Source organism: Halosimplex rubrum (assembly GCF_013415885.1).
GTDB lineage: Archaea > Halobacteriota > Halobacteria > Halobacteriales > Haloarculaceae > Halosimplex > Halosimplex rubrum.
Map to the genome: position 1 here is coordinate 3,794,780 of NZ_CP058910.1, position 25,900 is coordinate 3,820,679.

27 protein-coding genes are annotated in these 25,900 nt (G+C 69.3%); 5 read left to right on the plus strand and 22 right to left on the minus strand.

Annotated elements, in window-relative coordinates:
• Positions 1-44 precede the first annotated feature (44 nt).
• On the plus strand, positions 45-557 hold the full coding sequence (locus HZS55_RS18935) for an HTH domain-containing protein (protein ID WP_179909110.1): 513 nt from the start codon (positions 45-47) through the stop codon (positions 555-557).
• A 33-nt stretch (positions 558-590) separates the two neighbouring features.
• Here HZS55_RS18935 and HZS55_RS18940 read toward each other — a convergent pair whose 3' ends face one another.
• From HZS55_RS18940 to rpl7ae, 10 genes are all read right to left on the minus strand, one after another.
• Complete coding sequence (locus tag HZS55_RS18940; protein WP_179909111.1) at positions 591-1,736, minus strand: ABC transporter permease; 1,146 nt, start codon at positions 1,734-1,736, stop codon at positions 591-593.
• On the minus strand, positions 1,736-2,470 hold the full coding sequence (locus HZS55_RS18945) for an ABC transporter ATP-binding protein (RefSeq protein WP_179909112.1): 735 nt from the start codon (positions 2,468-2,470) through the stop codon (positions 1,736-1,738). Before HZS55_RS18945 ends, HZS55_RS18940 begins: the two co-directional genes overlap by 1 nt.
• On the minus strand, positions 2,457-4,256 hold the full coding sequence (locus HZS55_RS18950) for a COG1361 family protein (protein ID WP_179909113.1): 1,800 nt from the start codon (positions 4,254-4,256) through the stop codon (positions 2,457-2,459). The genes HZS55_RS18945 and HZS55_RS18950 overlap by 14 nt, the downstream gene beginning before the upstream one ends.
• Positions 4,257-4,326: 70 nt before the next feature.
• The gene (locus tag HZS55_RS18955; protein WP_179909114.1) at positions 4,327-4,986 is read right to left on the minus strand and encodes a YIP1 family protein; all 660 of its coding nucleotides are present in this window, start codon (positions 4,984-4,986) and stop codon (positions 4,327-4,329) included.
• Between the two features lie 103 nt (positions 4,987-5,089).
• A complete protein-coding gene (locus tag HZS55_RS18960; protein ID WP_179909115.1) occupies positions 5,090-6,103 on the minus strand; it encodes a phosphotransferase family protein in 1,014 nt (337 codons plus the stop codon).
• Between the two features lie 200 nt (positions 6,104-6,303).
• The gene (locus tag HZS55_RS18965; protein ID WP_179909116.1) at positions 6,304-6,528 is read right to left on the minus strand and encodes a hypothetical protein; all 225 of its coding nucleotides are present in this window, start codon (positions 6,526-6,528) and stop codon (positions 6,304-6,306) included.
• 163 nt (positions 6,529-6,691) lie between these two features.
• On the minus strand, positions 6,692-7,171 hold the full coding sequence (gene ndk, locus HZS55_RS18970; RefSeq protein ID WP_179909117.1) for a nucleoside-diphosphate kinase: 480 nt from the start codon (positions 7,169-7,171) through the stop codon (positions 6,692-6,694).
• A complete protein-coding gene (locus HZS55_RS18975) occupies positions 7,168-7,569 on the minus strand; it encodes a 50S ribosomal protein L24e (protein ID WP_179909118.1) in 402 nt (133 codons plus the stop codon). Before HZS55_RS18975 ends, ndk begins: the two co-directional genes overlap by 4 nt.
• Entirely contained in the window at positions 7,569-7,799 is a 231-nt protein-coding gene (locus HZS55_RS18980; protein WP_135362901.1) for a 30S ribosomal protein S28e, read from the minus strand. Before HZS55_RS18980 ends, HZS55_RS18975 begins: the two co-directional genes overlap by 1 nt.
• A 10-nt stretch (positions 7,800-7,809) precedes the next feature.
• A complete protein-coding gene (rpl7ae, locus tag HZS55_RS18985; RefSeq protein ID WP_179909119.1) occupies positions 7,810-8,172 on the minus strand; it encodes a 50S ribosomal protein L7Ae in 363 nt (120 codons plus the stop codon).
• A 513-nt stretch (positions 8,173-8,685) separates the two neighbouring features.
• Here rpl7ae and tmcA point away from each other — a divergent pair.
• From tmcA to HZS55_RS19000, 3 genes are all read left to right on the plus strand, one after another.
• Entirely contained in the window at positions 8,686-10,983 is a 2,298-nt protein-coding gene (tmcA, locus tag HZS55_RS18990) for a tRNA(Met) cytidine acetyltransferase TmcA (RefSeq protein ID WP_179909120.1), read from the plus strand.
• Complete coding sequence (locus HZS55_RS18995; RefSeq protein ID WP_179911926.1) at positions 10,983-11,489, plus strand: DUF456 domain-containing protein; 507 nt, start codon at positions 10,983-10,985, stop codon at positions 11,487-11,489. Before tmcA ends, HZS55_RS18995 begins: the two co-directional genes overlap by 1 nt.
• Before the next feature lie 442 nt (positions 11,490-11,931).
• A complete protein-coding gene (locus tag HZS55_RS19000) occupies positions 11,932-12,096 on the plus strand; it encodes a hypothetical protein (RefSeq protein ID WP_179909121.1) in 165 nt (54 codons plus the stop codon).
• A 37-nt stretch (positions 12,097-12,133) separates the two neighbouring features.
• On the opposite strand, the gene HZS55_RS19005 is transcribed toward HZS55_RS19000, so the two are convergent.
• The 8 genes from HZS55_RS19005 to HZS55_RS19040 all read right to left on the minus strand — a co-directional run bounded on the left by HZS55_RS19005 (position 12,134) and on the right by HZS55_RS19040 (position 19,432).
• On the minus strand, positions 12,134-12,478 hold the full coding sequence (locus HZS55_RS19005; RefSeq protein ID WP_179909122.1) for a DUF7344 domain-containing protein: 345 nt from the start codon (positions 12,476-12,478) through the stop codon (positions 12,134-12,136).
• A gap of 133 nt (positions 12,479-12,611) precedes the next feature.
• A complete protein-coding gene (locus tag HZS55_RS19010) occupies positions 12,612-13,343 on the minus strand; it encodes a GNAT family N-acetyltransferase (protein WP_179909123.1) in 732 nt (243 codons plus the stop codon).
• 89 nt (positions 13,344-13,432) lie between these two features.
• Positions 13,433-13,804 carry a hypothetical protein gene (locus HZS55_RS19015; RefSeq protein WP_179909124.1) on the minus strand — a complete coding sequence of 124 codons (372 nt, stop codon included), beginning with the start codon at positions 13,802-13,804 and terminating at the stop codon, positions 13,433-13,435.
• Positions 13,805-13,837: 33 nt separating this feature from the next.
• The gene (locus HZS55_RS19020; RefSeq protein ID WP_179909125.1) at positions 13,838-15,505 is read right to left on the minus strand and encodes an FAD-dependent monooxygenase; all 1,668 of its coding nucleotides are present in this window, start codon (positions 15,503-15,505) and stop codon (positions 13,838-13,840) included.
• Positions 15,506-15,507: 2 nt separating this feature from the next.
• Positions 15,508-17,178 (minus strand): electron transfer flavoprotein subunit alpha/FixB family protein, encoded by a 1,671-nt coding sequence (locus HZS55_RS19025; protein WP_179909126.1) that lies wholly within the window; start codon positions 17,176-17,178, stop codon positions 15,508-15,510.
• Between the two features lie 2 nt (positions 17,179-17,180).
• Entirely contained in the window at positions 17,181-18,077 is an 897-nt protein-coding gene (locus HZS55_RS19030) for an electron transfer flavoprotein subunit beta/FixA family protein (protein ID WP_179909127.1), read from the minus strand.
• A 218-nt stretch (positions 18,078-18,295) separates the two neighbouring features.
• Positions 18,296-18,625 carry a 4Fe-4S dicluster domain-containing protein gene (locus tag HZS55_RS19035; RefSeq protein WP_179909128.1) on the minus strand — a complete coding sequence of 110 codons (330 nt, stop codon included), beginning with the start codon at positions 18,623-18,625 and terminating at the stop codon, positions 18,296-18,298.
• A gap of 153 nt (positions 18,626-18,778) precedes the next feature.
• The gene (locus HZS55_RS19040) at positions 18,779-19,432 is read right to left on the minus strand and encodes a helix-turn-helix domain-containing protein (protein WP_179909129.1); all 654 of its coding nucleotides are present in this window, start codon (positions 19,430-19,432) and stop codon (positions 18,779-18,781) included.
• Positions 19,433-19,473: 41 nt separating this feature from the next.
• Here HZS55_RS19040 and HZS55_RS19045 point away from each other — a divergent pair, with 41 nt between their 5' ends.
• Positions 19,474-19,650, plus strand: a complete 177-nt coding sequence (locus HZS55_RS19045) for a hypothetical protein (RefSeq protein WP_179909130.1) — start codon at positions 19,474-19,476, stop codon at positions 19,648-19,650.
• Here HZS55_RS19045 and HZS55_RS19050 read toward each other — a convergent pair.
• The 4 genes from HZS55_RS19050 to HZS55_RS19065 all read right to left on the minus strand — a co-directional run bounded on the left by HZS55_RS19050 (position 19,641) and on the right by HZS55_RS19065 (position 25,872).
• Positions 19,641-21,374, minus strand: a complete 1,734-nt coding sequence (locus HZS55_RS19050) for a glutamate--tRNA ligase (protein ID WP_179909131.1) — start codon at positions 21,372-21,374, stop codon at positions 19,641-19,643. The two genes, HZS55_RS19045 and HZS55_RS19050, sit on opposite strands and share 10 nt — an antisense overlap.
• 50 nt (positions 21,375-21,424) lie before the next feature.
• Complete coding sequence (gene idsA3, locus HZS55_RS19055) at positions 21,425-22,471, minus strand: geranylfarnesyl diphosphate synthase (protein WP_179909132.1); 1,047 nt, start codon at positions 22,469-22,471, stop codon at positions 21,425-21,427.
• Position 22,472: 1 nt separating this feature from the next.
• Positions 22,473-23,819 (minus strand): RNase J family beta-CASP ribonuclease, encoded by a 1,347-nt coding sequence (locus HZS55_RS19060; protein WP_179909133.1) that lies wholly within the window; start codon positions 23,817-23,819, stop codon positions 22,473-22,475.
• A gap of 280 nt (positions 23,820-24,099) precedes the next feature.
• Positions 24,100-25,872: a hypothetical protein gene (locus HZS55_RS19065; RefSeq protein WP_179909134.1), complete on the minus strand. Its 1,773-nt coding sequence runs from the start codon at positions 25,870-25,872 to the stop codon at positions 24,100-24,102.
• Positions 25,873-25,900 lie beyond the last annotated feature (28 nt).

Genomic DNA, 25,900 nt, shown 5'->3' on the forward strand with positions numbered 1-25,900 from the left:
GTTTTCAGAGGGCCACCCGAAAGATCAGTTAAGTGAGAGACACGATGACCACGAACACCAGCGACCAGCGGATCGAACTCTACCTCCGGGGGGACACGTACGGCAGCTACGACCGCCAGCAGCGGATTCTCGGGCGCGTCGAGGACCTGGAAGCCGAGGGGGTCGTCACCGACACGGAGGTCGACGCCTCCTGGCAGCGCATCCGGACGCCCGAGCAGGACAGCCGCGACGAGGCGCTGGCCACCTACGAGGAGTTCGGCGAGTGGGCGAGCGAGAACGGCTACCGGCTCGAACCGGCCTTCGAGCGGCGCCAGCGCTCGTACATCGGGACCGACGCCGTCCACGACGTGGTCGTGTTCCCGATGGCGTCGCTGGCGGTGTACGAGGGCAGCGACCTGCAGGCCGTCTTCCCCTGTGCCGACGAAACCGGCGCGATCAACTTCACCGTGCAGGACTGTCTGGACGCCTTCGAGGCGGGGGAGAGCGAGTGGTTCGAGCAGTTCGCGCCGGTGACCGTCGACCGCGCGAGCCCGCGGCTGACGGTCGACGCCGACTGACGCGGACGGAAAACCGAACGCGGCGACGATTTCTCAGCCCCGCAGCGCTTCGACGGGGCGTTCGTTGGCGGCCTTCCACGCCGGGTAGAGCCCGCTCAGGAGGCTCGTCCCGACGCCGAAGGCGAACGCGAGGCCGATGTAGAGGAAGTTCCCCGGGCGGAAGGCGAGCATGGCGTCGCCGACGACGAAGTGATTGATGACCATCCCGGCGACGATAGAGAAGGCGGCACCGGCGACGCCGCCGATGACCCCGAGCAGGACGGCCTCCGAGAGCATGATCTTCAGCACGTCGAGCTTCTGGAAGCCGACGGCGCGCAACACGCCGATCTCCTGGCGGCGCTCGACGGTGCTCATCAGCATGACGTTGAGGATGCTCACGCCGGCGACCAGAAGCGAGATGGAGCCGATGCCGATGAGGAAGAGGTTCAGCGCCTGGAACGTCTGGCCGATCTGGTCGGCGACGCCGGAGAAGTCCTGGACGGTAACGCGCTCGCGCCGGTCGTTCAACTGGGCACGGATCGCCATCGCGGTGGCGTTGGCGGCGGTGCTGTCGGTCTCGGTGACGGTGATGGTGTCGTAGCCGCGGCCGTCGAAGCTCCGCATCGGGAGGACGATCTGGTTGCTCGGGTCGGTGTACCCGAAGCCCTGGCTCGGCGCGAGGACGGCGACGACTCGCTCGGTCGAGCCGTTGACCGAGATGGTATCGCCGGGACCGAGGTCGCGCTGGTCCGCGAGATCGGGTCCGATCAGGGCGCCGCTCCGGTAGGGCTGGGGGATCGATCCGTCCCGAGCCTCGAACAGCTTGCCCGGTTGGTCGATCCCCATCACCCCCCTTGTCTCCGAGACTCCCCTGCCGTACGAAACCGTGGTGAACCGCTGGACCGCGGGCGCGACCGTGGCGCCGGAACCCGCGGCCGACTCGACCTGCCGGAGGTCCCGCTCGGTGAGCGCGTCGGGCGCCTCCGCCGAGTCGGCCGGCTGGACCATCACCTGGTTACCGATGCCGCCCAGGTTCTCGGTGAGCTGGTAGCGCAGCGTCAGCCCGAACATCCCCAGCGATGCGATGGCGATGACGCCGATGACGATGCCCAGCGCCGCCAGCACCGACCGGACCTTCGTCCGGCCGATGTTGCGCCGGGCCATCAGCAGGGCGGGGAACCGCCGCCGCAGCCAGCCCATCACGGTCGATCACTCCCCGAGCCGCCGTCGGGACCGGTGACCGGCTTCCCGTGGCCCCCGTCCGTCGGCACGTCCTCGCCCATGAGCCCGTCGACGAGCTCCACGGTCCGGTCGACGTACTCGTTGACGAGTTCGTCGTGCGTGACGGCGATGACGGCCACGTCGCGCCCGGTGATCTCGACGAACTCCTCGAGGATCTGCCGGCCGGTGTCCCGATCCAGGTTCCCCGTCGGCTCGTCGGCCAGCAGGAGCCGCGGCTCGTTGATGAGCGAGCGGGCGATGGCGACGCGCTGTTTCTGCCCGCCCGACAGCTCGTCGGGCTTGTGGTCGAGCCGATCCCCGAGGCCCATCCGTTCGAGCAGGTCGACCGACCGCTCCTCGACGCTCGGGTCGTGGTCGAACAGCGCGGGCACCTCGACGTTCTCCTTCGCCGTCAGCGTCGGGATGAGGTAGAAGTTCTGGAAGACGAACCCGATGGTGCGCTTGCGGGCACTGGTCTGCTCGCGGTCGGAGAGGCCGGTCACGTCCTCGCCGTCGAGCAGGACCTCGCCCTCGCTGGGGTCGTCGAGCAGGCCGAGCAGGTTGAGCAGCGTGGTCTTGCCGCTGCCGCTGGGGCCCATGATGGAGACGAACTCGCCGGGTTCGACGGCGAAGTCGATCCCCTTCAGCGCCTCCAGCGTCTGCCCGCCGGTCCGGTAGCGCTTGACGACGTTCCGGGTCTCAATCACCGCCACGGCTCGCCCTCCAGGCGCGGACGACCACCGCCAGCACGCCGACCACCACGACGGCGCCGATCGCCAGCGGGACGAGGAATCCGCCGCCGCCGGAGTTCGCGTCGATGTCCGGACCGGCGGCGAGCGCGCGGCTGGCGCTCGCGGCGTCGACCTCGACGGTTCGGGTGTGGCGCTGGCCGTCGACGAGGTACTCGACTTCCAGCGGGACCGACGAGACGTTACCCCGCGTGCTCGCGTACACGTCGAACGAGACGAAGTCGCTCGCGGGGACGGTGCCGACGAAATACTCGCGGTTGGGCGAGGTCGGCGTCACCGCCTCGGTGTCGACGACGCTGACGAGCACGCTCTGGGCGTCGGTCGTCCCGAGGTTGCTCGCGCTCCCCGAGATGCGGAGTCGTCCCCCCTCGGGCACGACCTCCAGTCCGGTCAGGCCGATGGTACCGGGCGTCTGGGTGAGCGCCGTCGACGCCGAGGCCTCGCCGCGCTGGCGGGCCACGTCGTAGGTGGCGACCACGTCGACCGCCGCGCGGTCGCCCGACAGCGTCGAGTTCAGGCGAACCGTCCGGGACTCGCCCGAGGCGACGCGGTCGACGAGCGCCTGCCCGACCGAGGCGTTGGGCGAACTGGCGCGGACGCTGACGTTCGAGATCGGCGCGTTGCCCCGGTTGAGCACCGACACCGTCACCGCCTGGGAGTTGCCGCCCTCGCGGGTACTCAGGTCCAGCGCGACGCTATCGCGAAGCGGGTCGGTCCCCACGGTGACCGTCTCGGTGACGGTGCGGGTCGCCCCGCCCGGCGTCGAGTACGAGAGGGTCGCGGTCACCTCGTGGTCGCCGGCCGCCGACGGTCGGAAGTCGAAGGCGGCCGTCGCCGACTCGCCGTCGGCGATGCGGGTGAACACCGAGCGGTCGTTGCGGACGGTGACGCCGTCGCCGGCGACCGTCAGTTCGGCGTTGGTCACCGCCGCGCCGAGACCGTTGGCGAGGGTGACGGTCCCGGACGACTCCAGCCCGGCGATGGAGGTGTTCGTGTCGATGTCGAGTTGCGGGCGCTCGGTCTCCGTCCGGACCGTCACCGTGTCGGTGACCGTGTCGGTCACGCCGCCGGCGGTCGTGTAGGTGAGCGTCGCCGTCACCCGGTGGCGGCCGGGGTCGTCCGCGCGGTAGTCGAACTCGACGGTTCGCGAGGCGTTGCTCCCGACCGTCGCGAGCACTTCCCGGCGGTTCGTGATGCTGACGTTCTCGCCGTCGACGGTCAGTTCGACGCTCTCGATGGGGCTCGACAGGCTGTTGGCGACGGTGACCGAACCGTCCGCGCGGACGCCGGCGACGGAGTCGTTGGCGTCGACGTCCAGTTGCGGATACCGCTCCTCGACGGTGAGCGAGACCGGGTAGCTCAGCCGCGTCAGGCCGCCCCCGTCGGTAGGGCGGCCGGAGACGTTGACCAGCAGGTCGTACGTGCCCGCCTCGTCGAACGACACCGACAGCGGGACGGTCCTGTCGGCCCCGGCCGGCACGGTTCCGATGTTTTTCACGCCGGCGTACTCCTTCGGATGGGGGCCGTCGTCGGCCCTGACGACCCGCACGCGGTCGACGAAGTAGCCCGTGGAGCTACTGTCGAAGTTCTCGATGGTCGGTTCGATCGTGATCTCGTCGCCGGGGACCGGTTCGGAGGGGCTCACGTCGACCGACGAGATGGTCACGTTCGCGTTGGTTGCGGCCGCGACGGCCGGAAGCGATGCGACTGCGATCAGGACCGCGAGTGCTACCGTCTTGGTTCGGTTCATTGGTCGGGGGAGGTGTGGCTCGTGACTGTCGACTCGATGCGGCGACGCGGGGAGCGAGCGCGGCGGGTCATCACAGGACTTCGAGGGCGACCAGGAGCGTCCGGAGCGAGAGCAACACCGCGATCAGGACCGGTACGGCGACTGTCAGCGCCGCCTGCCGGACGTCCAGTGTTCGGGCGTGTTTCAGCGCGAACGTCCAGAGGAACGCGCACCAGAGCGTGAAGACGATGCCGAGCGCCGCCGTCAGCGCCACCATCGGTCCGGTCTGTACCGCTCGGTTGAACTGCTGCATCGACTCCTGTGTGATCTCCGAGGGCACGTCGATCCCCCGGACGTTGAACCGGTAGTAGGTGATCGGGATGCCGACGGCCGACCCGAAAACGCTGGGGACGAACCCCCAGCCCACGAGAGCGAACGTCGTCGAGAAGTCGCCCTCGCCGCCGAACACCACGGAGATGGCGTGGAACAGCCCGGCGTACAGCAGCCAGATCACGAACGGCCCGGCGATGACGAACAGGTACGTGAACGCCTGGACGAACGCCACGAGGCCGCTACCGACGCCAGCGCCTTCGAACAGTTGCGACGTGAACCGCGACTGCAACACCGCCGCGACCACGTCGATCGCGACGACCGCGAGTATCACGACCAGCGGTCCTTTCAGTGACGGGTCGGACTCCTGCCGACGGAAGAACTCGTCCGGGTCGGTCAGCAGAGACAGTACGGAGGGCATCTCGCCGGGGAATCCGTAGAGCGGTAACTTAAAACTTCGTTACAGGAAACCAGTCTGGGTGAAAACAGGTTCGGCCGTGTCGGACCGGCGGGACCGCGGGTCCTCACCGCGGGAGTTCGCCCAGCAGGCGGTCGAACTGCTGGCGGTACTGGAACTCGGCGCGGGCCCGTCCCAGGTCGTCCTCGGCGAAGGCGTCGTCGAAGCCGGTCATCCGCCACAGTAGCGTCGACAGCTGGTAGATCGGCTTGCACCGCTCGTAGGCCTCGCCCGGGTCGAACTCCGTGTGGGTCCGGTACCCCTCGTAGAGCTGTTCGCGCAGGCGGTCGCGCACTTGCGGGTCGTCGAACGTCGAGTCGATGTAGAGGAACTCCGACTGGGCGAGCTGGTAGTCCCGATGGGCGGCCAGCGTGTCCTGCCAGTCCAGCACCGCGGTGACCGGGTCCGGTTCGTCGAGCATGCACAGCAGGTTCGTCGGTTGCATGTCGTCGTGGACGAGACGGGGCATCCCGTCCTCCGGCACCAGCGAGAGGGTGTCGTCGATGGCGTCGCGGGCCCGCGACTGCATCCCCTCGAAGGGCGTCCCGGCGAGCCGGTCGATGTGCGAGCGGGTCAGGTCGCCGAAGTACTCCCGCCAGTTGCCCCGCCAGTTGCGGATCGTGATCCGGTCGTCGTAGAGCATCAGCCGGCCGAACGCCTCGAAGGCGATCTCCGAGTGCAGGTCGCCCATGATCGACCCGACCTGCTCGATCACTCGCTCCCAGTGGCTCTGGTCCATCGCGCCGTACTGGTCGGCGAGGTTGTCCCCCCGGACCCGCTCGGTGACGAAGTAGGGCGGCACGTTGCGCTCCGGTTCCTGTTTGAACACGAGGATGCGAGGGATCGGGATGTCGGTTCGATCGGCGACGTAGTCGTGGAGCTTCGGCTCGACCGCGAACCGGTCGTCGTTCGGCGGCTGGAACTTGACGACGACCTCGTACTCGTTGCCCTGATAGACGAGCGTCACCATGTACACGTCCGCCCGCGTCCCACCGGTGGCCGCTTCGTAGCTGAACTCCTCGTAGTCCGGCCCGGACTCGTCGAGGACGGCTTCGATATCGGCGGCCGATGTCGTCTGCACGCCACCCTATTGATCAGGGGGTGAGAAAAATGTATCACCTGCGGCGAGCGCAGTGCCCCCGGTTCGAGTCACCGTGTTGACTATAGTAGAATTTGAAAGACATCGCTCGGCTGACCGCACGCAGTCGTGCGGTCGACCGTGCAAACGCTTTCAAATTCTACTATAGACGAGGCGCCGTCAACTGCGCCCGAACCCACGCGTCATATCGCGGCGGACTCGTCCAGATACGCCCGGAGACACCCGCGGTGGACCCATCGCTCGGTCATCACGCCCGCGGTCTCCGGGTCCGCGGCCCGCAGGACGGCGTACTCCTCGCCTGCGGGCGGGACCACTCCCGCATCGATCGGGATCGGCTCGCCACAGACCGAACAGTCCTCGTCGGAGTCGGGGGGCGTCGACAGCACGTCCTCGGCGATCTCGTCCATGGCGGACAGGTGCGGCCGACCGGGCAAAAAGCTACGCGGGAGAGTCGCCCCACCGCAACCCCGCTACGGCGGAGACAGTCGGGACTCGCGGTCGGAAAACGCGAAGTCGACCGGAGCCCGGTCGACGTGCGCAGCGACGGCCGAAAAGCGGGGACTCAGCGGCTCAGTGGTCTTCGTCTTCGTAGACCCAGGGCTCGTCCGAGCGCGAGTAGTCGACGAGTTCGTCCTCGTCGAAGAACAGCTCGATCTCGCGTTCGTTGGCGCCCTCGTCCTCGTGGTCCGAGCCGTGGATGATGTTCTGCCCGAGGTCGAGCCCGTAGTCGCCGCGGATGGTACCGGGTGCGGCGTCGGCGGGATCGGTCGCGCCCATCATCTGCCGGACCTGGCGGGTCGCGTCGGCGCCCTGCCAGACCATCGCCATCACCGGACCGCTGGTGATGAACTCGACCAGCTCGTCGAAGAAGGGCTTGTCGGAGTGCTCGCCGTAGTGCTGCTCGGCGAGCTCCTGGTCGATCTGCATGAACTTCGCGCCGACGAGCTTCAGCCCGCGCTCTTCGAGGCGGGTGACGATCTCGCCGGTGAGCCCGCGCTGGACGGCGTCGGGCTTGGCCATCACGAACGTGCGCTCGTCGTGGTGGCTCACTGCTCGGCCTCCGCTTCCTCGGCGTCGTCGGACTCGTCGTCCTCGGAGTCGGCGTCCGCCTCGTCGGCGTCCGAGGCGCCGGCCTCGACGGCCTCGTCAGGCTCGACGTCTTCGAGGTCCTCATCGGTGTCACCGGGCGCGTCGACGTCCTGGCCCTGGTCCTCGATGTCGGTCGGGCGCTGGTCGGCGGCCGGCTCGGACTCCTCGTCCTCGGTGGCCTCGGCGGCTTCCTCCTCGCCGGCCCACTCGAGGTCGCGCGATTCGCGACCGAGGTTGGCGTTCTTCTCGCACTTCGAGGAGCAGTAGTGGATGGTCGAGCCGTTGGTGCGGACGAACATGGTGCCCGTCCCGGGCTCGATATCGGTGCCGCAGTAGTCGCATTCGCGCGTTCGTGGCATTATTGGCCTCCGATCTGGTCGGCCTCGCGCGCGGTCTCGCGGAGCTGGAGCACGTCGCCCTCCCGGACCGGCCCGAGGACGTTTCGCGTGATGATGCGGCCCTGGTTCTCGCCGCCGCGGATCCGGCACTTGACCTGCATGGCCTCGCCGTGCATCCCCGTGCGGCCCACGACTTCGATGACTTCGGCGGCCGTGGAACCGCCGTCTCCGTCGGATTCTTCAGCAGACATCGAAGGTCACCTACCGGAGTTCCTCGACCTTGCCGGCGATGTCGTCGACGTCGTCCTGGGCGTCGCCCGCGTCGACGACGGCTGCCGCGGCGCTGCCGACTTCGAGACCGGCGGCGTGGCCGACCTCGTCCTGCGTGCCGATGAAGACGAACGGGATGTCCTTCTCGTCGGCCAGCTCCGGGAGGTGCATGACGATCTCCTCGGGCTGGACGTCCTCGGCGACGAAGACGAGCTCGGCGTTGCCGCGCTCGACGGCCTTGGTCGTCTCGTTGGTTCCTTTCTTCACGGTGCCTGTGTCTCGTGCGACCTCGAGGGCCTCGAGGGCGTCGTCCTCGAGGTCCGCGGGCACGTCGAAATCTACGTATACTGGCATTTGTGGATCACCTCCCGTGCGTGGGCTCGCGCTCCCCCGCCGGTCCGGGCCGAACCCGGGCGCCGCGCAAAATCGCGGCGGAATATCCTGAGAGGCTAGGAGCATCATCAACCCCGCACGGGCTGTACACCAATCTGGCAGAGGAGTACTAAAAGCCCTTTCGAAGACGCAACGGCGTGCGAGAGGCCTGCACACGTCGCGGACGGGGGCCTCGGGGTTCCTCGTCCGCGGTTACCGTCTCACCGCTCTCGGTCGCATTCGGCCGGCCCGCTCCCCCGTGTCCCGGCGCGCTCTCGCCGAGTCGACCGCCACTGCTGTGCCGGCCGCGGCTCGACCCACGGCAGTGCCAGCGAGCGCGACTTCGGCCGCACCGCCGGCGCGCTGACCGGCGTCGTATGGCAGATACTCGACACACGGTCGGACGGTCCAGCGCCGGGAGTGGACGGCCGCGGTCGCGGGTCGAGATCGGGACCGATCGGCGGTTCTTTGCCCCTCGGCGGCCGACCGAGAAGTATGTCCGTCGACCGCGTCGCGAGCGCGCTTCGCGCGGAGGCTCGCGCGACCGACGAGCGACGCCTGCTCGTCCTCGCCGGCGGGGAGACCGCGACCCGCGCGGCCGCCGAGCGCGCGCTCGACGCGGCCGACATCGACTGGCGGGACGTGACCTACCTCGGCGACGCCGAGGGGATGCCCTGGGAGCGAGTTCCGCCGGCCAGGGCCGGCGACCTACTCGGAACCACGCACGGCGCGCTCGTGGTCGACTGCCACGACGCGTGTCGCCCGAACGCCCTCGGTCGCGCCGTCGGCGCCGTCGACGGCGGTGGGCTGCTGGTACTCTGTACCCCGGCGCTCGATTCGTGGCCCGAGCGCCGCGACGCCTTCGACGAGAGCCTCGCCGTCCCGCCGTTCGAGGTGGGCGACGTGGCCGGCAACTTCCGGCGTCGGCTGGTGGCGTTGCTGCGCGCTCATCCCGGGATCGCCGTCGTCGACGTGGGCGACGGCTCGGTCGAACCGACCGTCGAGCGCGACGGGCTGACCGAACCCGCACCGCGTCGTCCGCCCGACCCGCCGGCGGTCCCCGACGACCCCGGCTTTCCCGCCGCCGTCTACGAGCGGTGTCGCACCGACGATCAAGTGACCGCCGTCGAGGCCCTCGAAGCGCTCGGCGACCCCGGCGACGCCGTCGTCGTCGAGGCCGACCGCGGCCGCGGCAAGTCCAGCGCCGCGGGGCTCGCAGCGGGCGCGCTCGCGCTGGCGGGCCGGGACGTGCTCGTCACCGCGCCACAGTACCGGGGCGCCGCCGAGGTGTTCGCCCGCGCCCGCGAGGTGCTGGTCGACGCCGACGCGCTCGCCGGCGACCCCGACGAGTCCGACCCGACCCTGCTCGAAGCTGCCCGGGGCCGCGTCCGCTTCGAGAAGCCGACCGCGGCGGCCGAGTTGCCCGGTGACCCCGACGCGGTCGTCGTCGACGAGGCCGCGGCGCTCCCGGTCCGGCTGCTCGAACGGTTCCTCGACGCCCCCGCGGCGGCGTTCGCGACCACCGTCCACGGCTACGAGGGCGCCGGCCGCGGGTTCTCCGTCCGATTCCGCGACCGCCTCGACGACGGCGACTTCGAGGTCGCCGACGTGTCGATGACCGACCCGATCCGCTACGCCGCCGGCGACCCCGTCGAGGTGTGGGCCTTCCGCGCGCTCCTGCTCGACGCCGGTCCCGCCGTCGACTCGCTGGTGGACGGCGTCGCCCTCGCCGGCGACCCGACCGACGAGTCCGCCACGGCCCTCGACTCGCTCGACTACCGCGCCTTCGGCCCCGCCGACCTGCTCGCCGACGAGCACCTGCTCCGGGAGGTGTTCGGACTGCTCGTCGCGGCCCACTACAGGACCGAGCCGAACGACCTGGCTCGCCTGCTCGACGCGCCGAACGTGACCGTCCGGGCGCTCACCCACGAGGGGCACGTCGTCTCGGTCGCGCTGCTGGCCCGCGAGGGGGCGCTTCCGGCGGACCTGCGGGCGCACATGTACGAGGGCGGCCGGGTGCGCGGGAACATGATCCCCGACGTGCTGACGAGCCAGCTGCGCGACGAGCGGGCGGGGATCCCCGAAGGGCTGCGCGTGCTACGGATCGCGACCCACCACGCCGTCCGCTCGCGCGGTCTGGGATCGCGCCTGCTCTCGGCGATCCGCGAGGAGGTCGCCGACGACGTGGACTGGCTCGGTACGGGCTACGGCGCGACCCCCGAACTCCTCCAGTTCTGGCGGGCCAACGGCTTTTCCACCGTGCATCTCTCGACGACGCGCAACGACGCCAGCGGGGAGTACTCCGCGGTGATGCTCGCCCCCACGAGCGACGCCGGCCGCGAGTTGGCCGAGCGCCACTCGCGGTGGTTCGTCGACCGCGTCGCGGCGATGCTGTCCGACCCGCTGGACGACGTTGACCCCGACGTGGTGCGCGCGGCGCTCCGGAGCGTCGACGCGACGCCCGAACTCGGTCTCTCCGAGTGGGAGTGGCGCCTGCTCGCCGGGATGACCGGCGGCGCCGGTATCTTCGACACCTCGCCGCGGCCGCTCCGGCGGTTGACCGTCCGGTACCTGACCGAGGCCGGGCCGCCCGACGACGAACCGCTGACTTCCCGCCAGGAGCGCCTGCTCGTTCGGAAGGCGCTGCAGGGCCACCCCTGGGGCGCGGTCGCCGCGGAGCTGAACTTTCACTCCCACGGCCAGTGCATGCGGGCGCTGGGGGAGGCGACCCGACCGCTGGTTTCACGGTTCGGCGGCCCGAAGGTCGGGGCGGAACTGGAGCGACTGAAATGATGCAACTCCCCGCGCTCGACGCCCTCCCCGTCGACCTGTTCGTGATCGTCGCGTTCGTCCTGCTGGTCGGCGGCGTCGTCGGCAGCGTCACCCCGCTGGTCCCCGGCGGGATCCTCTCGCTCGCCGGCGTCGTCGTCTACTGGTGGGCCAGCGGCTTCGCCGAACCGAACGTCTTCGTCCTCTCGGGGCTGCTGTTCGTCGCGCTGATCGCCGTCGCGACCGACTGGCTCGCCGGCGCCGTCTCCGCGAAGGCCGGCGGCGCCTCGACCCGGACGACCGTGATCGCCACCGTCGTCGGCCTGGTCGGCCTCGTGTGGGGCCCGCTGGGATTCCTCCTCGGCACCGCCGGCACCGTCTTCGTCCTCGAACTGGCCGACGGCGGCGAGATCGAGGGGAGCGCCCGCGCGGCCGGCGTGACGCTACTCGGGATGCTCACCTCCAGCGTCCTCCAGATACTGCTGACCGCCGGCGTCCTCGTCGCCATGGTCGGCGTCTTCCTGCTCTGAGTTCGCTTTCGTTCGGTTCGGGTTGCGAGTTGAGCAGTGGTTTCTGATTGAGTTGGTGTGGAAGGAAGTTGGGTAAGAGCGACCGCAGTCGACGCTAGGCGTTGAAAGCCCTCGGCGCGCTCGCGGTCGCTGAGGCGGGATATCCGCGCTCTCGGCACCGCCCGCGCGGATAGTGGCCCGCTCAGGCGACTAAAGTGAACGCGAGCCCACCTCGCCCTTTCAGTCCGCCAGGAAACCGCCCCGCACAGCACCGCAGACGGCCACGAACCTCCCCAGCCGATTCGTTCGCTTCGCTCACTCATCCCTCGCGCGGCTTCCGTCGCGCGCATGAAAGCGCGCGACAGCGCACGCCACCGCACCGCAACCGCTCACTCCACCACCTGTACTGAACACTCCGGGTGTAGCCACCAAAGACTACCCTCGCGGCGCTCGAAGCGGGGGTATGGTCGAGTGCGCGGAGGACGGGTGCGGGGCCGAGGCGGTCGTGGAGTTGCACGTCCCCTGGGGCGCTAACCGGCGGGTCTGCGCCGGGCACGCGCGGGTGATCGCCCGACAGGACGGCGTGGTCGCGGACCCGCTGGAGGGGCACGACGAGGAGTGGCCCTGAATCGCCGCGGGGGCGGAGTACCGCGGCGGTCGGGCGGTCAGTCCGACTTCGAGGAGCGGTGCATCCACTGGTCCGAGCGGTAGGACTGGGCCACGTCGAGACACCGCTCGACGAGCGGGTGGGAGTCGTAGCTGACCACGCCCTCCTCGCGGTCGAACTCGACGACCCCGGCGTCGTCGAGCTTCGGGAGGTGGCGGTGGTGGAGCGACGACGCGAGCGCGTCGGGGTCCGCCTCGCACTCCGTCGCGACGGCGTCGACGAGCGCCGGGAGTTCCAGCGCCCCGCGGGGCGCCGCGCGGAGGAACTCGACGACCGCTCTTCGCCGTCGGTCCGCGAGCAACTCGAACGCCGTATCGAGTTCGTCCTCGTCGTCGACCGTCATCGACTACGACTTTGTGAGAACGTCGTATAAAAGACTACCGTGGTGGACCCGGAAACCGTCGCCGAACGACCGTTTCGCTCCCGTGAGTTCCGAGCGGGCGGTCCCCGAACCGCGAGGGGCGTCGCCGAACCCCTCAGACGGTCGTCGCGAGCATCACCTCGTCGAGGTACTCGCCGTCGATCTTGTAGTGGTCCTCGCGGACCGCCTCGACCTCCCAGCCGTGGCCTTCGAGGAACTCGATGGCGCCCTCGTTGGCGTCGGGGACGCTGTTGTAGATCTTCTCGTAGCCGTTGTCGCTGGCCCACTCGACGCCGCGTTCGAGGAGTTCGCTGCCGATGCCGTGGCCGCGGTACTGGTCGAGGACGCCGACGGTGAGTTCGGCGGTGTGGTCGAGTTTCGCCGTCTCGTGGGTGTTGAGGTTGACCCAGCCGACGACCTCGCCGTCGACGGTGGCGACGAAGAACACGCGGGACTGCAGTTCGTTGTGCCGCAACAGCACCTCCTCGGACTCGACCACGTCGGCGACCGTCTCGGCGTCGACGTAGGTGCCGCCGCCGATGGCCTGGCGGATCACGCCCACCAGCCCCGTCAGGTCCTCCTCGCGGGCGCGGCGGATCGTCACCTGCACCCCGTCCGAACTGAACTCCTCCTCGAGTTCGTCCTCGTACGCGATCCGCAACTCCCCCTCCGACTCCAGCAGGACGCCGTCGCGCTTGAGGATAGCGACGTGGTGGCCGAACGCCCGCGGATCCATCTCCAGCGCCCGGCGAGCCTTCCGGGGCTCGACCGACCCGTGACGCTCGACGTAGTCGTAGATGTCGCGCCGGTCGTCGTGGTCGAACGAGAGCTCCGCTGTGAGTTCCATGCGTATCGGTACCACGCCGCGACACTTAGCATTTGTCACGGTCGATCGAGATAGAAGGAGCGCCGGCGGTGGGACAGACCGCACCGGAGTCACTCGCGGTCGCGGTCGGGGACGCCCGTCAGGATCCGGGCCACGTCGGCGACGTCGTGGGTGTCGAGCAGCGCCTCGGCCGCGGTCCGGACGGAGTGGTCTGCGTCGATGTCGACGCCGTAGCAGCGGGCGTACAGTTCCAGGTAGGTGTTCAGCGCCCGCTCCAGCCGGTCGAACTCCGCCTCGCCGAAGCGGTCCCACTCGCCCGAGCGGGCGTCGACGTAGACGGCGACGGCTTCGCCGACGCCCTCCCGGCAGACGGCCGTCGCGCGCTCCTTGTCCGGTGGGTCGACCGGCGGGACGAACGACTCCTCGGCGGCGGCCGCCTCGTCGGCCAACTCGTCGATGCGGTCGCGGTACTTCGATGGCATGGACGGGTGATTCGGTGTGAGCGGTCGAGTCCGTCAGCCCTGTTCGTACTCGACGCCCTTGCCGCCCCGGGGATGAGTCCAGTCGGTGTCGGCGACGACGGCGCAGGTGCCGCACTCGACGCAGGGCTGGGTGTCGAGGCTGACGACGTGCTCCTCGGAGCCGTTCGTCCCGACGTACTCGTCGCGGTAGCAGCCGCCGCCGAAGTCCTTCGCGCTGACCGGACAGGCCGTCACCGCCGTCCCGCTGGCGGCGAAGGAGTTGTCCCGCAGCTCGATGTGCGGGTTGCCCTCGTCGATGTCGTAGGTCAGGTCGCCGATCCGGTCGTCCAGCTCCGGCGGTTCGATCGTGTTGACGCCCTCGACCGGTGCGCCGAGTTCCTCGGCGATGACGGTCGGGACGGTGACGTAGCCCATCCGCGTGTCCGGGAGCATCCCCATGAGGAACGGGGAGTTGAACAGCGACTCCGCGCGGTCCCCGAGCGCCGAGATCGCGGCCCGGCCGAGCGCGGAGTCGGTCACGGCGTTCATCGCCGAGGCGACGGGGCCGACCTCGCCGAGCTTGCCCAGGGTCTTGTAGCGGGTGGGCCGGAGCTTGTCCATCACGCCCTCGTTCTCCAGTTTCGCCACGTAGCGCTCGCCGGCGGCGGACGTGTCGCCCCGGGACCTGGCGTCGACGAACGCCTCGGCGGCCAGGGCGCCCGCAGTGACGGCGTGGTTCATCCCCTTGATGATCGGCCCCTGGGCCTGCATCTGGCCGGCCGCGTCGCCCACGAGGAGGAGCCGGTCGCGGTACGGCGAGGGGTGGGCCACCTTCTTCGAGTCGGGGACGAGCTTCGCCGAGTACTCCAGTTCGTCGTACTCGTCGCCGAGCCAGTCCGCCAACAGCGGGTGCGTCAGCAGGTTGTCGAGCAACTGCTGGGGCTCCGCCCGCTCGTCGGCGATCGAGTCGAGGTGGAAGACCGTCCCGATCGAGAGGGACTGGTCGTTCGTGTAGAGGAACCCGCCCCCGCGGACGTTCCGGAACAGGTCGCCCGAGAACAGGTGGGCGACGCCCTCGTCCTCGTCGACGTTGAACCGGTCCTCGATGGCGCCCTCGGGCATGTCGACGACGGCCTTGACGCCCTGGAACCACTCCTCGGGCTCCTCCCAGTCCATCAGGCCGGCGTCCCGGGCCAGTTCGGAGTTGACGCCGTCGGCGGCGATGATCACGTCCGCTCTGATGGGATCGAGTTCGTCGCAGGTGACGCCGACGATCTCGGCGCCCTCTCGCAACAGCCCGTTCACCCGCACCTCCGTCAGGAGGCCGCCGCCGGTCTCGCGGGTCATCTCGTGGACCTCGCGGGCGAGCCAGGAGTCCATCTTCCGCCGGAGCACCGAGTCGGCCCACTCCGTGTCGTGGTGGTGCAGGTCGCCCAGGTCGAACGTCTTCACGTCGCGACCGGCGACGTTGTGGATGTAGTGTTCCGTGACCTCGCGGTCGCTGGCCTCGTCGCGGAAGCCGGGGAACAGCTCGTCGATCGTGTACGGCGAGGACTCCTCGGCGTAGAGCAGCCCGCCGGACACGTTCTTCGAGCCGGCGTCGACGCCCCGCTCTAGAACCAGCGTCTCGATACCGTTGCGCGCCAGCGTGGCGGCCGCCGCCGCGCCGCCGGGCCCGGCGCCGACGACGACCGCCTCGTAGTGTTCGTAGTCGTCCGTCATTGTCAGTCGTCGCTCGCCTCCGCGACCGCCGTCGCCAGTTCGCCCGCCTCGACCGCCTCGGTCAAGCGGGGGAGCACCTCGAAGAGGTCGCCCTCGATGTAGTAGTCGGAGAAGCCGCGGATGTCCGCGTCCGGGTCGGTGTTGATCGCGACGATGGTGTCCGACTCGTCCATCCCGACCTTGTGCTGGATCGCCCCGGAGATGCCCGCGGCGACGTACACGTCGGGTTCGACCACCTGGCCGGACTCGCCGATCTGGCGGTCCTCGCCGACGTAGCTCTCGACGTGGCCCTCGAAGTTGTACGAGGAGGTGATCACCCCCCGCGAGAGGCCGAACGCGGCGTCATCGAACGCGTCGACCAGATCGAGACCGAGTTCGATCCCCTCGGTGGGACTGTCGCCGATCCCCCGGCCCATCGCGACGACCACGTCGTGGCCGGTCAGGTCGATCCCCGAATCGAGCGTGTCGAACTCCGTCACCTCGACGCCGAACCAGTCGTCGTCGAGATCCATCTCGTACTCGACGATTTCGCCCTCCCGCTCGGGGTCGGCCTCGGGGATCTCGAAGCTACCCGGGATCACCGACGCGCCCTGCGGGTGGAAGTCGCGGAACGGCTTGTCGATACAGAGGATCGTCGAGTACTCGAACCCGGAGAAATCGGGGCGCTTCATGTGCAGGATGCGCTCGAACTCCTTGCTGTCGCCGGGCTTGCCGGTCTTCGCGGGGTTGGAGATCATCGCCTCCTCGATGTACAGGCCCGAACAGTCCGAGGCCAGCCCGGAGTCGAGTTCGCCCTGCACCAGCGCCGAGAGGTCCCGGCCGTTGTTCGTCGCCGGGAAGACCGTGTAGCGCGGTTCGTCGTAGTCCTTCCAGTCGACCGCGGCGTGGCCCCCGTCGGCCACCTGCCCGCCCGCGCGGGCCATCGAGCAGAAGACCTCCGTGTACGGCTTGTGCCGGAACCGCTCCAGCCGGTCGTCTTCCAGATAGACGACGCGGTCGGCACCGTACTCGATCACCTGCTCGGTGAGGGCGCTCACGGAGTCGCCGATCAGGACGGCGACCACGTCCTCGGGCTCGCCGTCCTCGTCCCCGCCGTAATGATCGTTGTAGTCGTCCATCAGCCGGCGCGCCTTGCCGAGCATCTCCCTCGACACGTCGATGAGTTCGCCGTGCTGGGTCTCGCAGTAGACCCACATGTCCCGATACTCGGCGTCCTCCAGGGACTCGACCCACTGCTTGTCTGCGGTCGGGTGGTCCAGATCGGGATGTTTCTCCTCGGGGGGCACGTACTCCAGCTGTTCGCCCTCCTCGTCGTCGCTGCCCTCGATGGACTCGATGCGGTCCTCGATCTGGCCCTTGGCGGTCTTGCGGTCCTGGCCGTCCCGCTCGCGCTCCAGCATGTCCCGGAGCACGTCGGCGTCGTCGACGTCGCGCACGAGGTTCGCGATATCCGCGACGGTCAGATCGGACAGGTCGACCGACTCGGGGTCGCCCTCCTTGTCGTCCGCTTCGAGCTTCTCGATCCGACTCTCGACGAGCGTCTTCACCGGCGCGCGGTCCTCGCCTTCTGCCTCCAGTTCGAGCATCTCGCGCAGCTCGTCGGCGTCGTCGATGTCCTTGATCTTCGGGCCCAGTTCGGCGATCTCGTGCTCTCTGGGGTCTATCTCCGGCACAGTCAGTCACCCCCCGCGTACGGCGCGAGTTCCTCAACGACGCCCTCCATGGCCGCGTCGTCGTCGGGGTCGACCACGGTGGCCTCGCGCTCGGAGGGGGCCTTCGGGATCGGGTCGACGCCGGCGACGATGGTGGGCGAACCGTCGAGGCCGATGTAGTCGGGGTCGAGGTTCAGCGCCTCGTGGTTCCACATCGTGAACCGGTCCCAGTCCGTGGGGTCGAGATCGGTGTCGTCGTCGAGGTACTCGCCGAACTCGTCGGCCCGGTCCCGTGTCGTCTCGCGCAGGTCCTTGTGCTTCAGCCGGTGGTCGGCCCGGCGGTAGGTCGGTTCGAACTCGGGGTCGGCGACGACGAACGCCGGCAGCGGCGCCTCGACCGTCTCGATCTCCTCCACGTCGCCCTCGACGAGACGCTTCGCCCTGAGCGTCTCCTCCGCCTCGTCGATGTCGAGCGAGATGACGTGAGTCAGCAGCGGCATGTCGAGACACCACTCGGTCTGGGGACCGGTGTGACCGGTCTCCCCGTCGGCGGTCTTGAAGCCCGCGAACACCAGGTCCGGCGGGTCGTCGAGCTTCTGGATGCCCGTGGCGACGGTCATCGCCGTCGCCCACGTGTCGGCGGCGCCCATCTCCCGGTCCGAGAGCAGATACAGGTCGTCGGCGTACACGTCCCGCATCCCCTCCTGCAGGACCTCCATGTAGCCCGGCGGCCCCATGCTCATCAGCGAGACGCTCCCCTCGTTGCGGACTTTCGTCTGCAGTGCCGCCCTGAGCGCGTGTCTGTCGTTCGGGTTCATCACCGTCGGCGTCTTCCCCCGCTCCAGGTGGCCGTCCTCGTCGAAGGAAACCTGGCCCTCCCTGAAGTCGGGGACGCCTTTCGTTAGTACGACGCTGTGCATGTGTATATCACACATTGGTAGCCGAAGGGACAATGGGTAAGTTTTTCGTCCATCGAAACCACCGGATCCGGTATGCGTCCCGGGATCGAGATCGGATCGCGGAGGCGCGACCGTTCGGGTCGCCTACCGGCGGGATCGACGCCGGAGTCGCGACTATGCGAAGAACGACCGGTAAAAACGCGGGACGTGACGGTGGCCGGCCACCGAACCGGGTCGCGTCAGATGCGGCCGGCGCGGCCGGGGTCGACGTCGATGGCGTCGACGGGGCAGACGTCGACACAGAGCATGCAGTCGATGCACTGGTCCTCGTGGGCGGGGTCGGCCTTGATCTCGCTCTCGGGGTGGTCGGGCGTGTCGACCCACTCGAAGACGTCGACGGGGCAGTCCTCCAGGCAGGCGCCGTCGGCCAGACAGATGTCGAAGTCGACGGCCACGTGCGTGCCGTGGATACCCAGCGTCTCCGGTTCCTCGACCGGTCCCCAGACGTTGTGCCCGTCGTGTTCCTCGGCGATATCGCGGTTGTTCTCGAACTCCGGATCGATGGCCATGGCTACCTAGGTTCACCGCCCGGGCCACCGTAAACCTTGCTCCCGTCGAACCGCACGACGCCGCCGGATTCGAGTGCGAGCGGCCCCGAACGGCGACTCGGAGGCGGTGTCCGCCACCGCGGCCCCCGGTCGGTCGCGTCCGACGGACCGCCGTCAGGTCTCGGGCGAGGTGAGGATGGTGTTGGTGACGAGCCTGACGATCGCTCGCCGGAGCCGTTCGGTGACCGCCTGGTCGGAGATACCGAGTTGCTCGGCCAGTTCGACCGTCGTGCAGTCGCGGGGGATGTCGTAGTACCCCTCCTCGACGGCGAGGACGATCGCCTCGCGCTGGCGCTCGGTCAGCCCGAACCAGGGGCCCAGATCGGGTTTGCTCGGGTTGTAGACGCGGATGACCTCGAAGCCGATGTCGCACTCGCGACAGCGCTCCTGAAAGGCCGACATCGCGTCGTGGGAGGGAAAGCGCAGCTCGAACCGCCAGGAGTCGCCGGTTCCGGTCGCGTTGAGGATGTAGGCGTTGACCGTCCGAACGGCCCGAAAGACGGCGTCGTTCTCGACCGACCACTCGAAGGTGTAGAGCACGCGGTCGTCGTAGGTGTCGATCTGGACGAGGTCGTCGACCGACGAGGCCGCGAAGACGGTCTCCTCGAACGCCTCGAAGTCAGCACCGTAGACCCAGAAGAAGGGGACCGCCCGCTCGCCGGTCGGGACGAGCGACTCCAGTTCGACCGTCCCCGAATCAGACACGTCCATGATACGTCCCAGCTCGAACTCCGTCGCGGGAATGCTAATCTCGGCGATGACGCTCATATAGACAACGCTTCCGTGTTACACGGCCCGCCCGAAAGCCAATGAGCATGACACATCATGCAGCGTTATCGTTTCTGAATACGCTCGTGTCTGTGGAAATAACTGACGGAGACATCGACCAAGACCGGGTCTCTGAAGACTGGGTCTCTGAATCGAACGTTTCCGCGGTGACCGCGGGCGGCGTCGGCCCCGCCGCCCGCTCGAACTCTCAGGAATGAGTGTAGTAGGCGACGGCGGGGTCGCTGTCGAGGTCGTCGAGACGGGCGAAGCCGACGCGCTCGAACTGGACCAGGTCGTCGGCCCCGTAGTCGAGGACGCCGGGCTCGGCGACGCCGGTCACGTCGCCGTCCATCGTCCGCAAGCGCAGTCGCGGCCCCGCTGCGGGCGCCCAGTGGACCACGTCAACGCCGCCCTCGCGGACCACGTCCAGGTCGTCGCCCGTCGCGACGAGCTCGTCGCCCTCGTAGCGGACGCAACCGTATCCCTTCAGCCAGACGCGCTCGCCGTCGGCCGGCAGGTCCGCCGTCTCGACCACCACGCCGCCCTCGACGGGGATCGAGCGCCGACCGCGGTCCTCGTGGTTGGGGTGGACGAGCGGCTCGCCCGCGTCGGGACCGCCCGAGACCGGTAGTTCGACGCTCCCCTCGGTTCCCGGCCCCTCGTCGCGGACGAAGAAGGCGCGGTCGGTCTCCTCGTCGACCAGCTCGCGGTTGTTCGCGTAGACCGACGACATCGCCAGGTCGACGTTCGACGAGGAGGTCCCGAGTTCGACCATCGCGTCGACGATGGCCTCGCCGCGGATCCCCCGTCGGCGCAGGCTCGCGATGGTGGGCGCCCGCGGGTCGTCCCACCCCGTCAGCTCGCCCGCTTCGATCCGCTCGATGATGGTCGAGGTGCTCATCGGCACGTCGTAGGCGTCGATCTGGACGTGGCCCCAGTGGACGACCTCGGGGTACTCCCAGCCGAAGTAGTCGTAGACGAACGCCTGCCGTTTCGCCGAGTCCTGCAGGTCGATCCCGCGGACGATGTGGGTGATACCCGTGAGGTGGTCGTCGATCCCGCTCTGGAAGTCCAGCATGGGCCAACAGCGGTACTCGGCGGCGTCCTCGCGCGGGTGTGGCGTGTCGATCATCCGGAAGGCGACGAAGTCCCGCAGCGCGGGGTTCTTGTGGTCGATGTCGGTCTTGACCCGCAGGACCATCTCCCCGCTGTCGAAGTCGCCATCGACCATCGCGTCGAACTCATCGTGGACCGTCTCGGGGTCCTTGTCGCGGTGGGGGCAGGGCTCCGCCGAGTTCTTCAGCTCAGAGAACTCCGCTCCGGGGCAGGAACAGGTGTAGGCCCCACCGAGGTCGATCAGTTCCCGCGCGTGGTCGTAGTAGACGTCGACCCGGTCGCTGGCCTTGATCACCTCGTCCGGTTCGAACCCGAGGTAGTCGACGGCGTCGAGGATCTCGTCGTAGGCGTCCAGATCGGGTCGCTTCGTCTCGGGGTCGGTGTCGTCGAATCGGCAGAGCATCCAGCCGTCGTAGATGTCCTTGTACGTCCCGATGACGGCGGGCATCCGGGCGCTCCCGAGATGCCACGGCCCGTTGGGGTTCGGGGCGAGGCGCATCCGCACCTCGTCGTACTCGTCGACGTTGGGCAGGTCCGGGAGGGCCTGGTCGTCCTCCTCGTCTTCCGCTTCCAGTTCCTCGACGCGCTCGGGGGCGAGTTCCGCGAGTCGCTCGCGTTTCTCGCCGGCGTCCATCCCGTTGACCCGCTCGACGACCGGCGCGACCACGCCGGCCATCTCGTCGCCGTGCTCGCGGAACTCGGGGTTCTGTCCCATCAGCGGCCCCATGATGGCGCCGACCTGCGCGTCGCTGTCGTGTTTCAGCGCGTTGTAGAGGGCATTGACCTCGGCGGCCTCCTCGGCCTGCTCGCGTACGTCGTCGTCCATTGGGAGTGGATTCAGGCCCCCGCGTAAAAACCGCGTTGGGTTCGACCCGGTCAGTACTCGCGCTCGATGAGGTAGTCGGCGATGTCCTCCAGCCGGGCGCGGGCCTCGTTGTCGGGGAGGACCCGGAGGTTGTCCTTCCCGCTGGCGATGAGGTCCCGGGCGGTCTCGCGGGCGTACCGGATCGATCCCGCCTCGCGCAGGCGGTCGACGGCGGCTTCGATCTCGGCCTCGTCGACGGCCTCGACGGAGTCGGTCTCGACGAGGTCGTCCACGTCGACGCCCTGTTCGCGAGCGTGAAGCGTGATCAGCGTCTGCTTGCCCTCGACCAGGTCCGAGCCGCGCTGTTTGCCCAGCTTCTCGCTGGGCGTCGTCAGGTCCAGCAGGTCGTCCTGAATCTGGAAGGCGCGGCCCACGTCGAGGCCGTAGCCGTGCAGCGAGTCGACGGCCTCGTCGTCGGCGCCGACGAGCATGGCCGGGATGGCCGCGCTGGCCGCGTACAGCACGGCGGTCTTGAGTTCGACCATCTCGAGGTACTCGTCGGTGGCGACGGCGTCGCGGGACTCGAAGTCGATGTCCAGCGACTGCCCCTCGCAGATCTGGGTGCAGGTGGTCGCCAGTTCCATGAGCGCGGCGTTGGTGCGCTCGGGGGCCGCGCCGGTCTCGACGAGGTACTGGAAGGCCTTGGAGTAGAGGGTGTCCCCGGCGAGGATCGCCGTCGAGAGGTCGTACTCGCGGTGGACCGAGGGGACGCCGCGGCGCAGGTCGTCGTCGTCCATGATGTCGTCGTGGATGAGGGTGAACGACTGGATGACCTCGACGCTGACCGCGGCCTTGAGCACGTCGACGCTCCCGCCCTCGGCGGGGAACGACCGGTAGTCGGCGGTCTCGGGGTCGGCGTCCACGTCGGCCAGCGACTCCGCGACCAGCAGGACGACGGTCGGACGGAGCCGCTTCCCGCCGGCGTCGAGCAGGTAGCGCGCCGCCTCGTAGAGCCGCTCGGGCTCGTCGACCGGCAACTCCTCGGGGACCGCCTGATTGACGCGCTCGCGGCGCGCGACGATGGCCCGCTCGACGGCCGCCTGGGACTGTCGGCTCATGCTACTCGACCAGCTGGATCAGGTTGCCGTTGCGCGTGACGTGCAGGTCCCGACCCAGCTTGTACCCCTCGCTCTCGGCCAGGTTGACGTAGTCCGAGAACCCGGCCATGTCCTGGTGGGCCGGGATGACGTGCTGAGGCTGGAGCGCGTCGAGCATCTCGTAGTGGCCCTCCTTGTTCAGGTGGCCCGAGACGTGGATGTCGTCGTAGATGCGCGCGCCCTGCATACCCAGCAGTTTCTCGCTCTGGTAGCGCTGGCCCTCGTTGGTCGGCTCCGGGATGACCCGAGCCGAGAAGATGACTTTGTCGCCGTCGTCGATCTCGTAGGGTGTCTCGCCGCGACCCATTCGGGTGAGCATCGCGCGCGGTTCGCCCTGGTGACCGGTGACGATGGGGAGGAAGTTCTCCTTGCCCTCGTTCATGATCCGCTTGAACGTCCGGTCGACGGACTTGCGGTGGCCGTACATCCCCAGGTCCTCCGGGAAGTCGACGAAGTCGAGTCGCTCGGCCGTGCCGGAGTACTTCTCCATCGAACGACCCAGCAGCACCGGCTGACGGCCGATGTCCTCGGCGAACTCGACCAGCGAGGTGACCCGCGCGATGTGGGAGCTGAAGGTCGTGGCGACGATGCCGCCGTCGTAGTCCTCCAGGGAGTACATCACGTCCTTGAGGTGCCGTCGCGCGACTGACTCGGAGGGCGTGCGACCCTTCTTGTTGGCGTTGGTACAGTCCTCGATGTAACAGAGGACGCCCTCGCCCTCGCGGCCGATCTCCCGGAACCGCTTCATGTCGATGGGGTCGCCGATGACCGGCGTGTGGTCCATGCGCTTGTCCAGCCCGTAGACGACGGCGCCCTCGGGCGTGTGCAGGACCGGGTTGATCGCGTCGATGATGGAGTGGGTGACGTTGACGAACTCCAGCTCGTTGCGCTCGCCGATGCTCATCGTCTCGCCGGCCTCCATCTTCTTCAGGTCGTTCTGGACGCCGAACTTCTCCTCGCTCTTGATCTGCTGTTTGACCAGCTCGATGGTGAACGGCGTCGCGACGATGGGCGCGTCGTAGCGGTGGGCCAGCTTGGAGATGGCACCGATGTGGTCAAGGTGGCCGTGTGTCGGCACGATGGCCTTCACGTCGCCCTCCAGGTCGGACATGATGCGGTCGTCGGGGATCGCACCCATGTCGATCAGGTCGAGGCTATGCATCCGTTCGGTCTCGACGTTGTCGTGGATGAGGACCTTCGAGAGGTTCAGGCCCATGTCGAACACCACGACGTCGTCGCCTGCGCGAACTGCCGTCATCTGGCGGCCGACTTCCTCGTAGCCGCCGATAGTTGCGATTTCGATTTCCATGGTTTGCACTCCGAGGGAGGCTCGCCCGCGACGGCGGTGCGACCGGCGAACAGTGGACGCTCGCGTAACTGCCCCGCTCCGGACCGTCCCGGTCGACCAACCCGCGAGCCATCGGGTGGTTCCGACGGCTCCCGCGTCACCGGCGCGGTCGGAGCGCAGTCCGCATCGGCGCCCGATGCGTCAGCCGGCCGCCCACTCCGCACCCGGGCGGCCGTATGCTCGGTTACCTCCACATATACGGCGAGGTTTTAAAAAGCGTGCGACTCGTCTCCGACAGCTGTCACTCCTCGCCGACGTGGCCCGGGCCCGTCGTCCAGTCGCCGTCCCCGTCGTCCGTCCCGGACCCGTCTCCATCGTCGTCGCCGGAACTGTCCCCATCGCCGTCCCCGTCGACGACGCCCGCACCCGGGGCACCACCGTCGTCGCCGCCGTCGCCGGCGTCGCTCTCGGCCGACGCCTCGCTCGCGTCGACCGCGTCCGGCTCGGCCTCCTCACCGGCTGCGGTCGGGTCACCGGACTGGTCGTCCGGCGCGGGTGCCAACGGGTCGTCGTCACCGCCCCCGAGCGGGTCGGCGCTCCCGCCTGGAGCCAGCGGGTCCCCGGACTCGCCCGGTGCGAGCGGGTCGTCGTTCCCGCCCTCGTCGTCGGGCGGGAACGGCTCCGGTTCCTCGCCCGGGTCGTCCGGGACCGCTGGCGGCGTCTCGTCACCGGGACCGTCCGGATCGCCGCCCTCCCCGTCGGCGAGGGACGCGACCGAACCGTCGGCGGGCTCAACCGTCGCGTCGTCGGACTCCGCCGGCTCCGAGTCGCCCTCTTCGGCCACCGTCGACGGGTCCGACCGCTCGTCTCCCTCGTCGCCGGATGCGAACAGGTCGTCGTCGGAACCCGGCGCGAGCGGGTCGTCCCCGTCCGTCTCCGGCGCCAACGGGTCGTCCGCCGGCTCGCCCGACGCGGCGTCCGAACCGGAGCCCCGTGTAACGTCGTCGCCGGACGCCGAACCGTCGCTCGGGTCCGTACCCGCGCTGTCTGTCGGATCGGTCCCGTCGTCGCCGTCCGACTCGTCTCCGCCCGCGTCCGAGCTATCGTCCGCGCCGGCGGCGTCTCCGGATCCCCGGGCCGGGCCGCCCGCCTGCCCGAATCCGAGTTCCTCGGCGATACCGCTCTCGTTGGCCACGTCTTCCGGCGACTCGCGGGGGTCCTCGGCGCCGTCGTCCGCCCCGTCCGCGTCGGCGGTCTCGGACTCCGGACCCGGTTGCGACGGGTCGTCGGTTCCCGACTCGTCGCCCATCGAGTCCCCAGCGTCGGGCTCGTCCGCGTCGTCGTTCTCCGACGGCTCGTCGCTCACGCTCGGCGACACCCACTCGTCGGCCGTCGTCCCGTCGGATTCGTCGCCGGCCGTCGGCCGACCGGCCCCCTCGCCCGCGGCCGTCGTCGGTTTCTCGGCGCCGACCGACGAGCCGTCGGCGGTCTCGGACGCGCCCGAGTCGTCGTCACCGGAGCCGGGCGGTCGCTCGTCGCCGCCGGTCGCTTCGGTGCCGGTCGGCTCGGCGGGTTCGGTCCCGTCGTCGTCGGCCGCCGCGGGGCCGGTCCGGGGCGCGGCGGCCCCTCGGTCCCGGGGTTCCGGCTTCGGCCGCTCGTCGGCGCTCCCGTCGCCGCCCAGCGGGTCGTCGGATCCGCCGGTCGGACTCGCGGCGGTCGCGCCGTCCTCGGCCGCCGACTCCGGCTCCGTGTCCGTCTCGTCGGCCGTATCGCTCCCGGCGTCGTCGGGCCGGCCCACGGCGCCGACGACCCCCGCCCGCGTGCCGTCGGCGACGAGCTTGTACGCGAGACCGGCCTGGCCGGCGCCGTAGACGAGGACGCCGAGGACGACCGCGAAGCCGCCGGCCGCGGCGGACGCGCCGTCCGCGCTCACGTCGAGCGTATCGACGTTCCCCTCGACGAGAAGCCAGGCGCCGCCGCCGACTGACGCGGCGCAGACGGCCACCAGTATCAGCCAGTACGAGAAGAGGTAGAATCCGTACCGAAACGCCGCTCGCCGGGGGACCGATGTCATATCACCTCCATTGCATAGCCCGGCCTAA

Excerpts from the sequence above, each read along its gene's own strand:
- HZS55_RS19030 (WP_179909127.1), bottom strand. The coding sequence starts at position 18,077 with ATGCACAGCGTCGTACTAACGAAAGGCGTCCCCGACTTCAGGGAGGGC.
- HZS55_RS19015 (WP_179909124.1), bottom strand. The coding sequence starts at position 13,804 with ATGCCATCGAAGTACCGCGACCGCATCGACGAGTTGGCCGACGAGGCG.
- HZS55_RS18950 (WP_179909113.1), bottom strand. The coding sequence starts at position 4,256 with ATGAACCGAACCAAGACGGTAGCACTCGCGGTCCTGATCGCAGTCGCA.
- HZS55_RS19005 (WP_179909122.1), bottom strand. The coding sequence starts at position 12,478 with ATGACGGTCGACGACGAGGACGAACTCGATACGGCGTTCGAGTTGCTC.
- HZS55_RS18935 (WP_179909110.1), top strand. The coding sequence starts at position 45 with ATGACCACGAACACCAGCGACCAGCGGATCGAACTCTACCTCCGGGGG.
- HZS55_RS19045 (WP_179909130.1), top strand. The coding sequence starts at position 19,474 with ATGAGCATGACACATCATGCAGCGTTATCGTTTCTGAATACGCTCGTG.
- tmcA (WP_179909120.1), top strand. The coding sequence starts at position 8,686 with ATGTCCGTCGACCGCGTCGCGAGCGCGCTTCGCGCGGAGGCTCGCGCG.
- rpl7ae (WP_179909119.1), bottom strand. The coding sequence starts at position 8,172 with ATGCCAGTATACGTAGATTTCGACGTGCCCGCGGACCTCGAGGACGAC.
- HZS55_RS19020 (WP_179909125.1), bottom strand. The coding sequence starts at position 15,505 with ATGACGGACGACTACGAACACTACGAGGCGGTCGTCGTCGGCGCCGGG.
- HZS55_RS18955 (WP_179909114.1), bottom strand. The coding sequence starts at position 4,986 with ATGCCCTCCGTACTGTCTCTGCTGACCGACCCGGACGAGTTCTTCCGT.
- HZS55_RS19040 (WP_179909129.1), bottom strand. The coding sequence starts at position 19,432 with ATGAGCGTCATCGCCGAGATTAGCATTCCCGCGACGGAGTTCGAGCTG.
- HZS55_RS19050 (WP_179909131.1), bottom strand. The coding sequence starts at position 21,374 with ATGGACGACGACGTACGCGAGCAGGCCGAGGAGGCCGCCGAGGTCAAT.
- HZS55_RS19060 (WP_179909133.1), bottom strand. The coding sequence starts at position 23,819 with ATGGAAATCGAAATCGCAACTATCGGCGGCTACGAGGAAGTCGGCCGC.
- HZS55_RS19010 (WP_179909123.1), bottom strand. The coding sequence starts at position 13,343 with ATGGAACTCACAGCGGAGCTCTCGTTCGACCACGACGACCGGCGCGAC.
- HZS55_RS19065 (WP_179909134.1), bottom strand. The coding sequence starts at position 25,872 with ATGACATCGGTCCCCCGGCGAGCGGCGTTTCGGTACGGATTCTACCTC.
- HZS55_RS19000 (WP_179909121.1), top strand. The coding sequence starts at position 11,932 with ATGGTCGAGTGCGCGGAGGACGGGTGCGGGGCCGAGGCGGTCGTGGAG.
- HZS55_RS18975 (WP_179909118.1), bottom strand. The coding sequence starts at position 7,569 with ATGCCACGAACGCGCGAATGCGACTACTGCGGCACCGATATCGAGCCC.
- HZS55_RS18940 (WP_179909111.1), bottom strand. The coding sequence starts at position 1,736 with ATGGGCTGGCTGCGGCGGCGGTTCCCCGCCCTGCTGATGGCCCGGCGC.
- HZS55_RS19035 (WP_179909128.1), bottom strand. The coding sequence starts at position 18,625 with ATGGCCATCGATCCGGAGTTCGAGAACAACCGCGATATCGCCGAGGAA.
- HZS55_RS18980 (WP_135362901.1), bottom strand. The coding sequence starts at position 7,799 with ATGTCTGCTGAAGAATCCGACGGAGACGGCGGTTCCACGGCCGCCGAA.
- idsA3 (WP_179909132.1), bottom strand. The coding sequence starts at position 22,471 with ATGAGCCGACAGTCCCAGGCGGCCGTCGAGCGGGCCATCGTCGCGCGC.
- HZS55_RS18965 (WP_179909116.1), bottom strand. The coding sequence starts at position 6,528 with ATGGACGAGATCGCCGAGGACGTGCTGTCGACGCCCCCCGACTCCGAC.
- HZS55_RS18995 (WP_179911926.1), top strand. The coding sequence starts at position 10,983 with ATGCAACTCCCCGCGCTCGACGCCCTCCCCGTCGACCTGTTCGTGATC.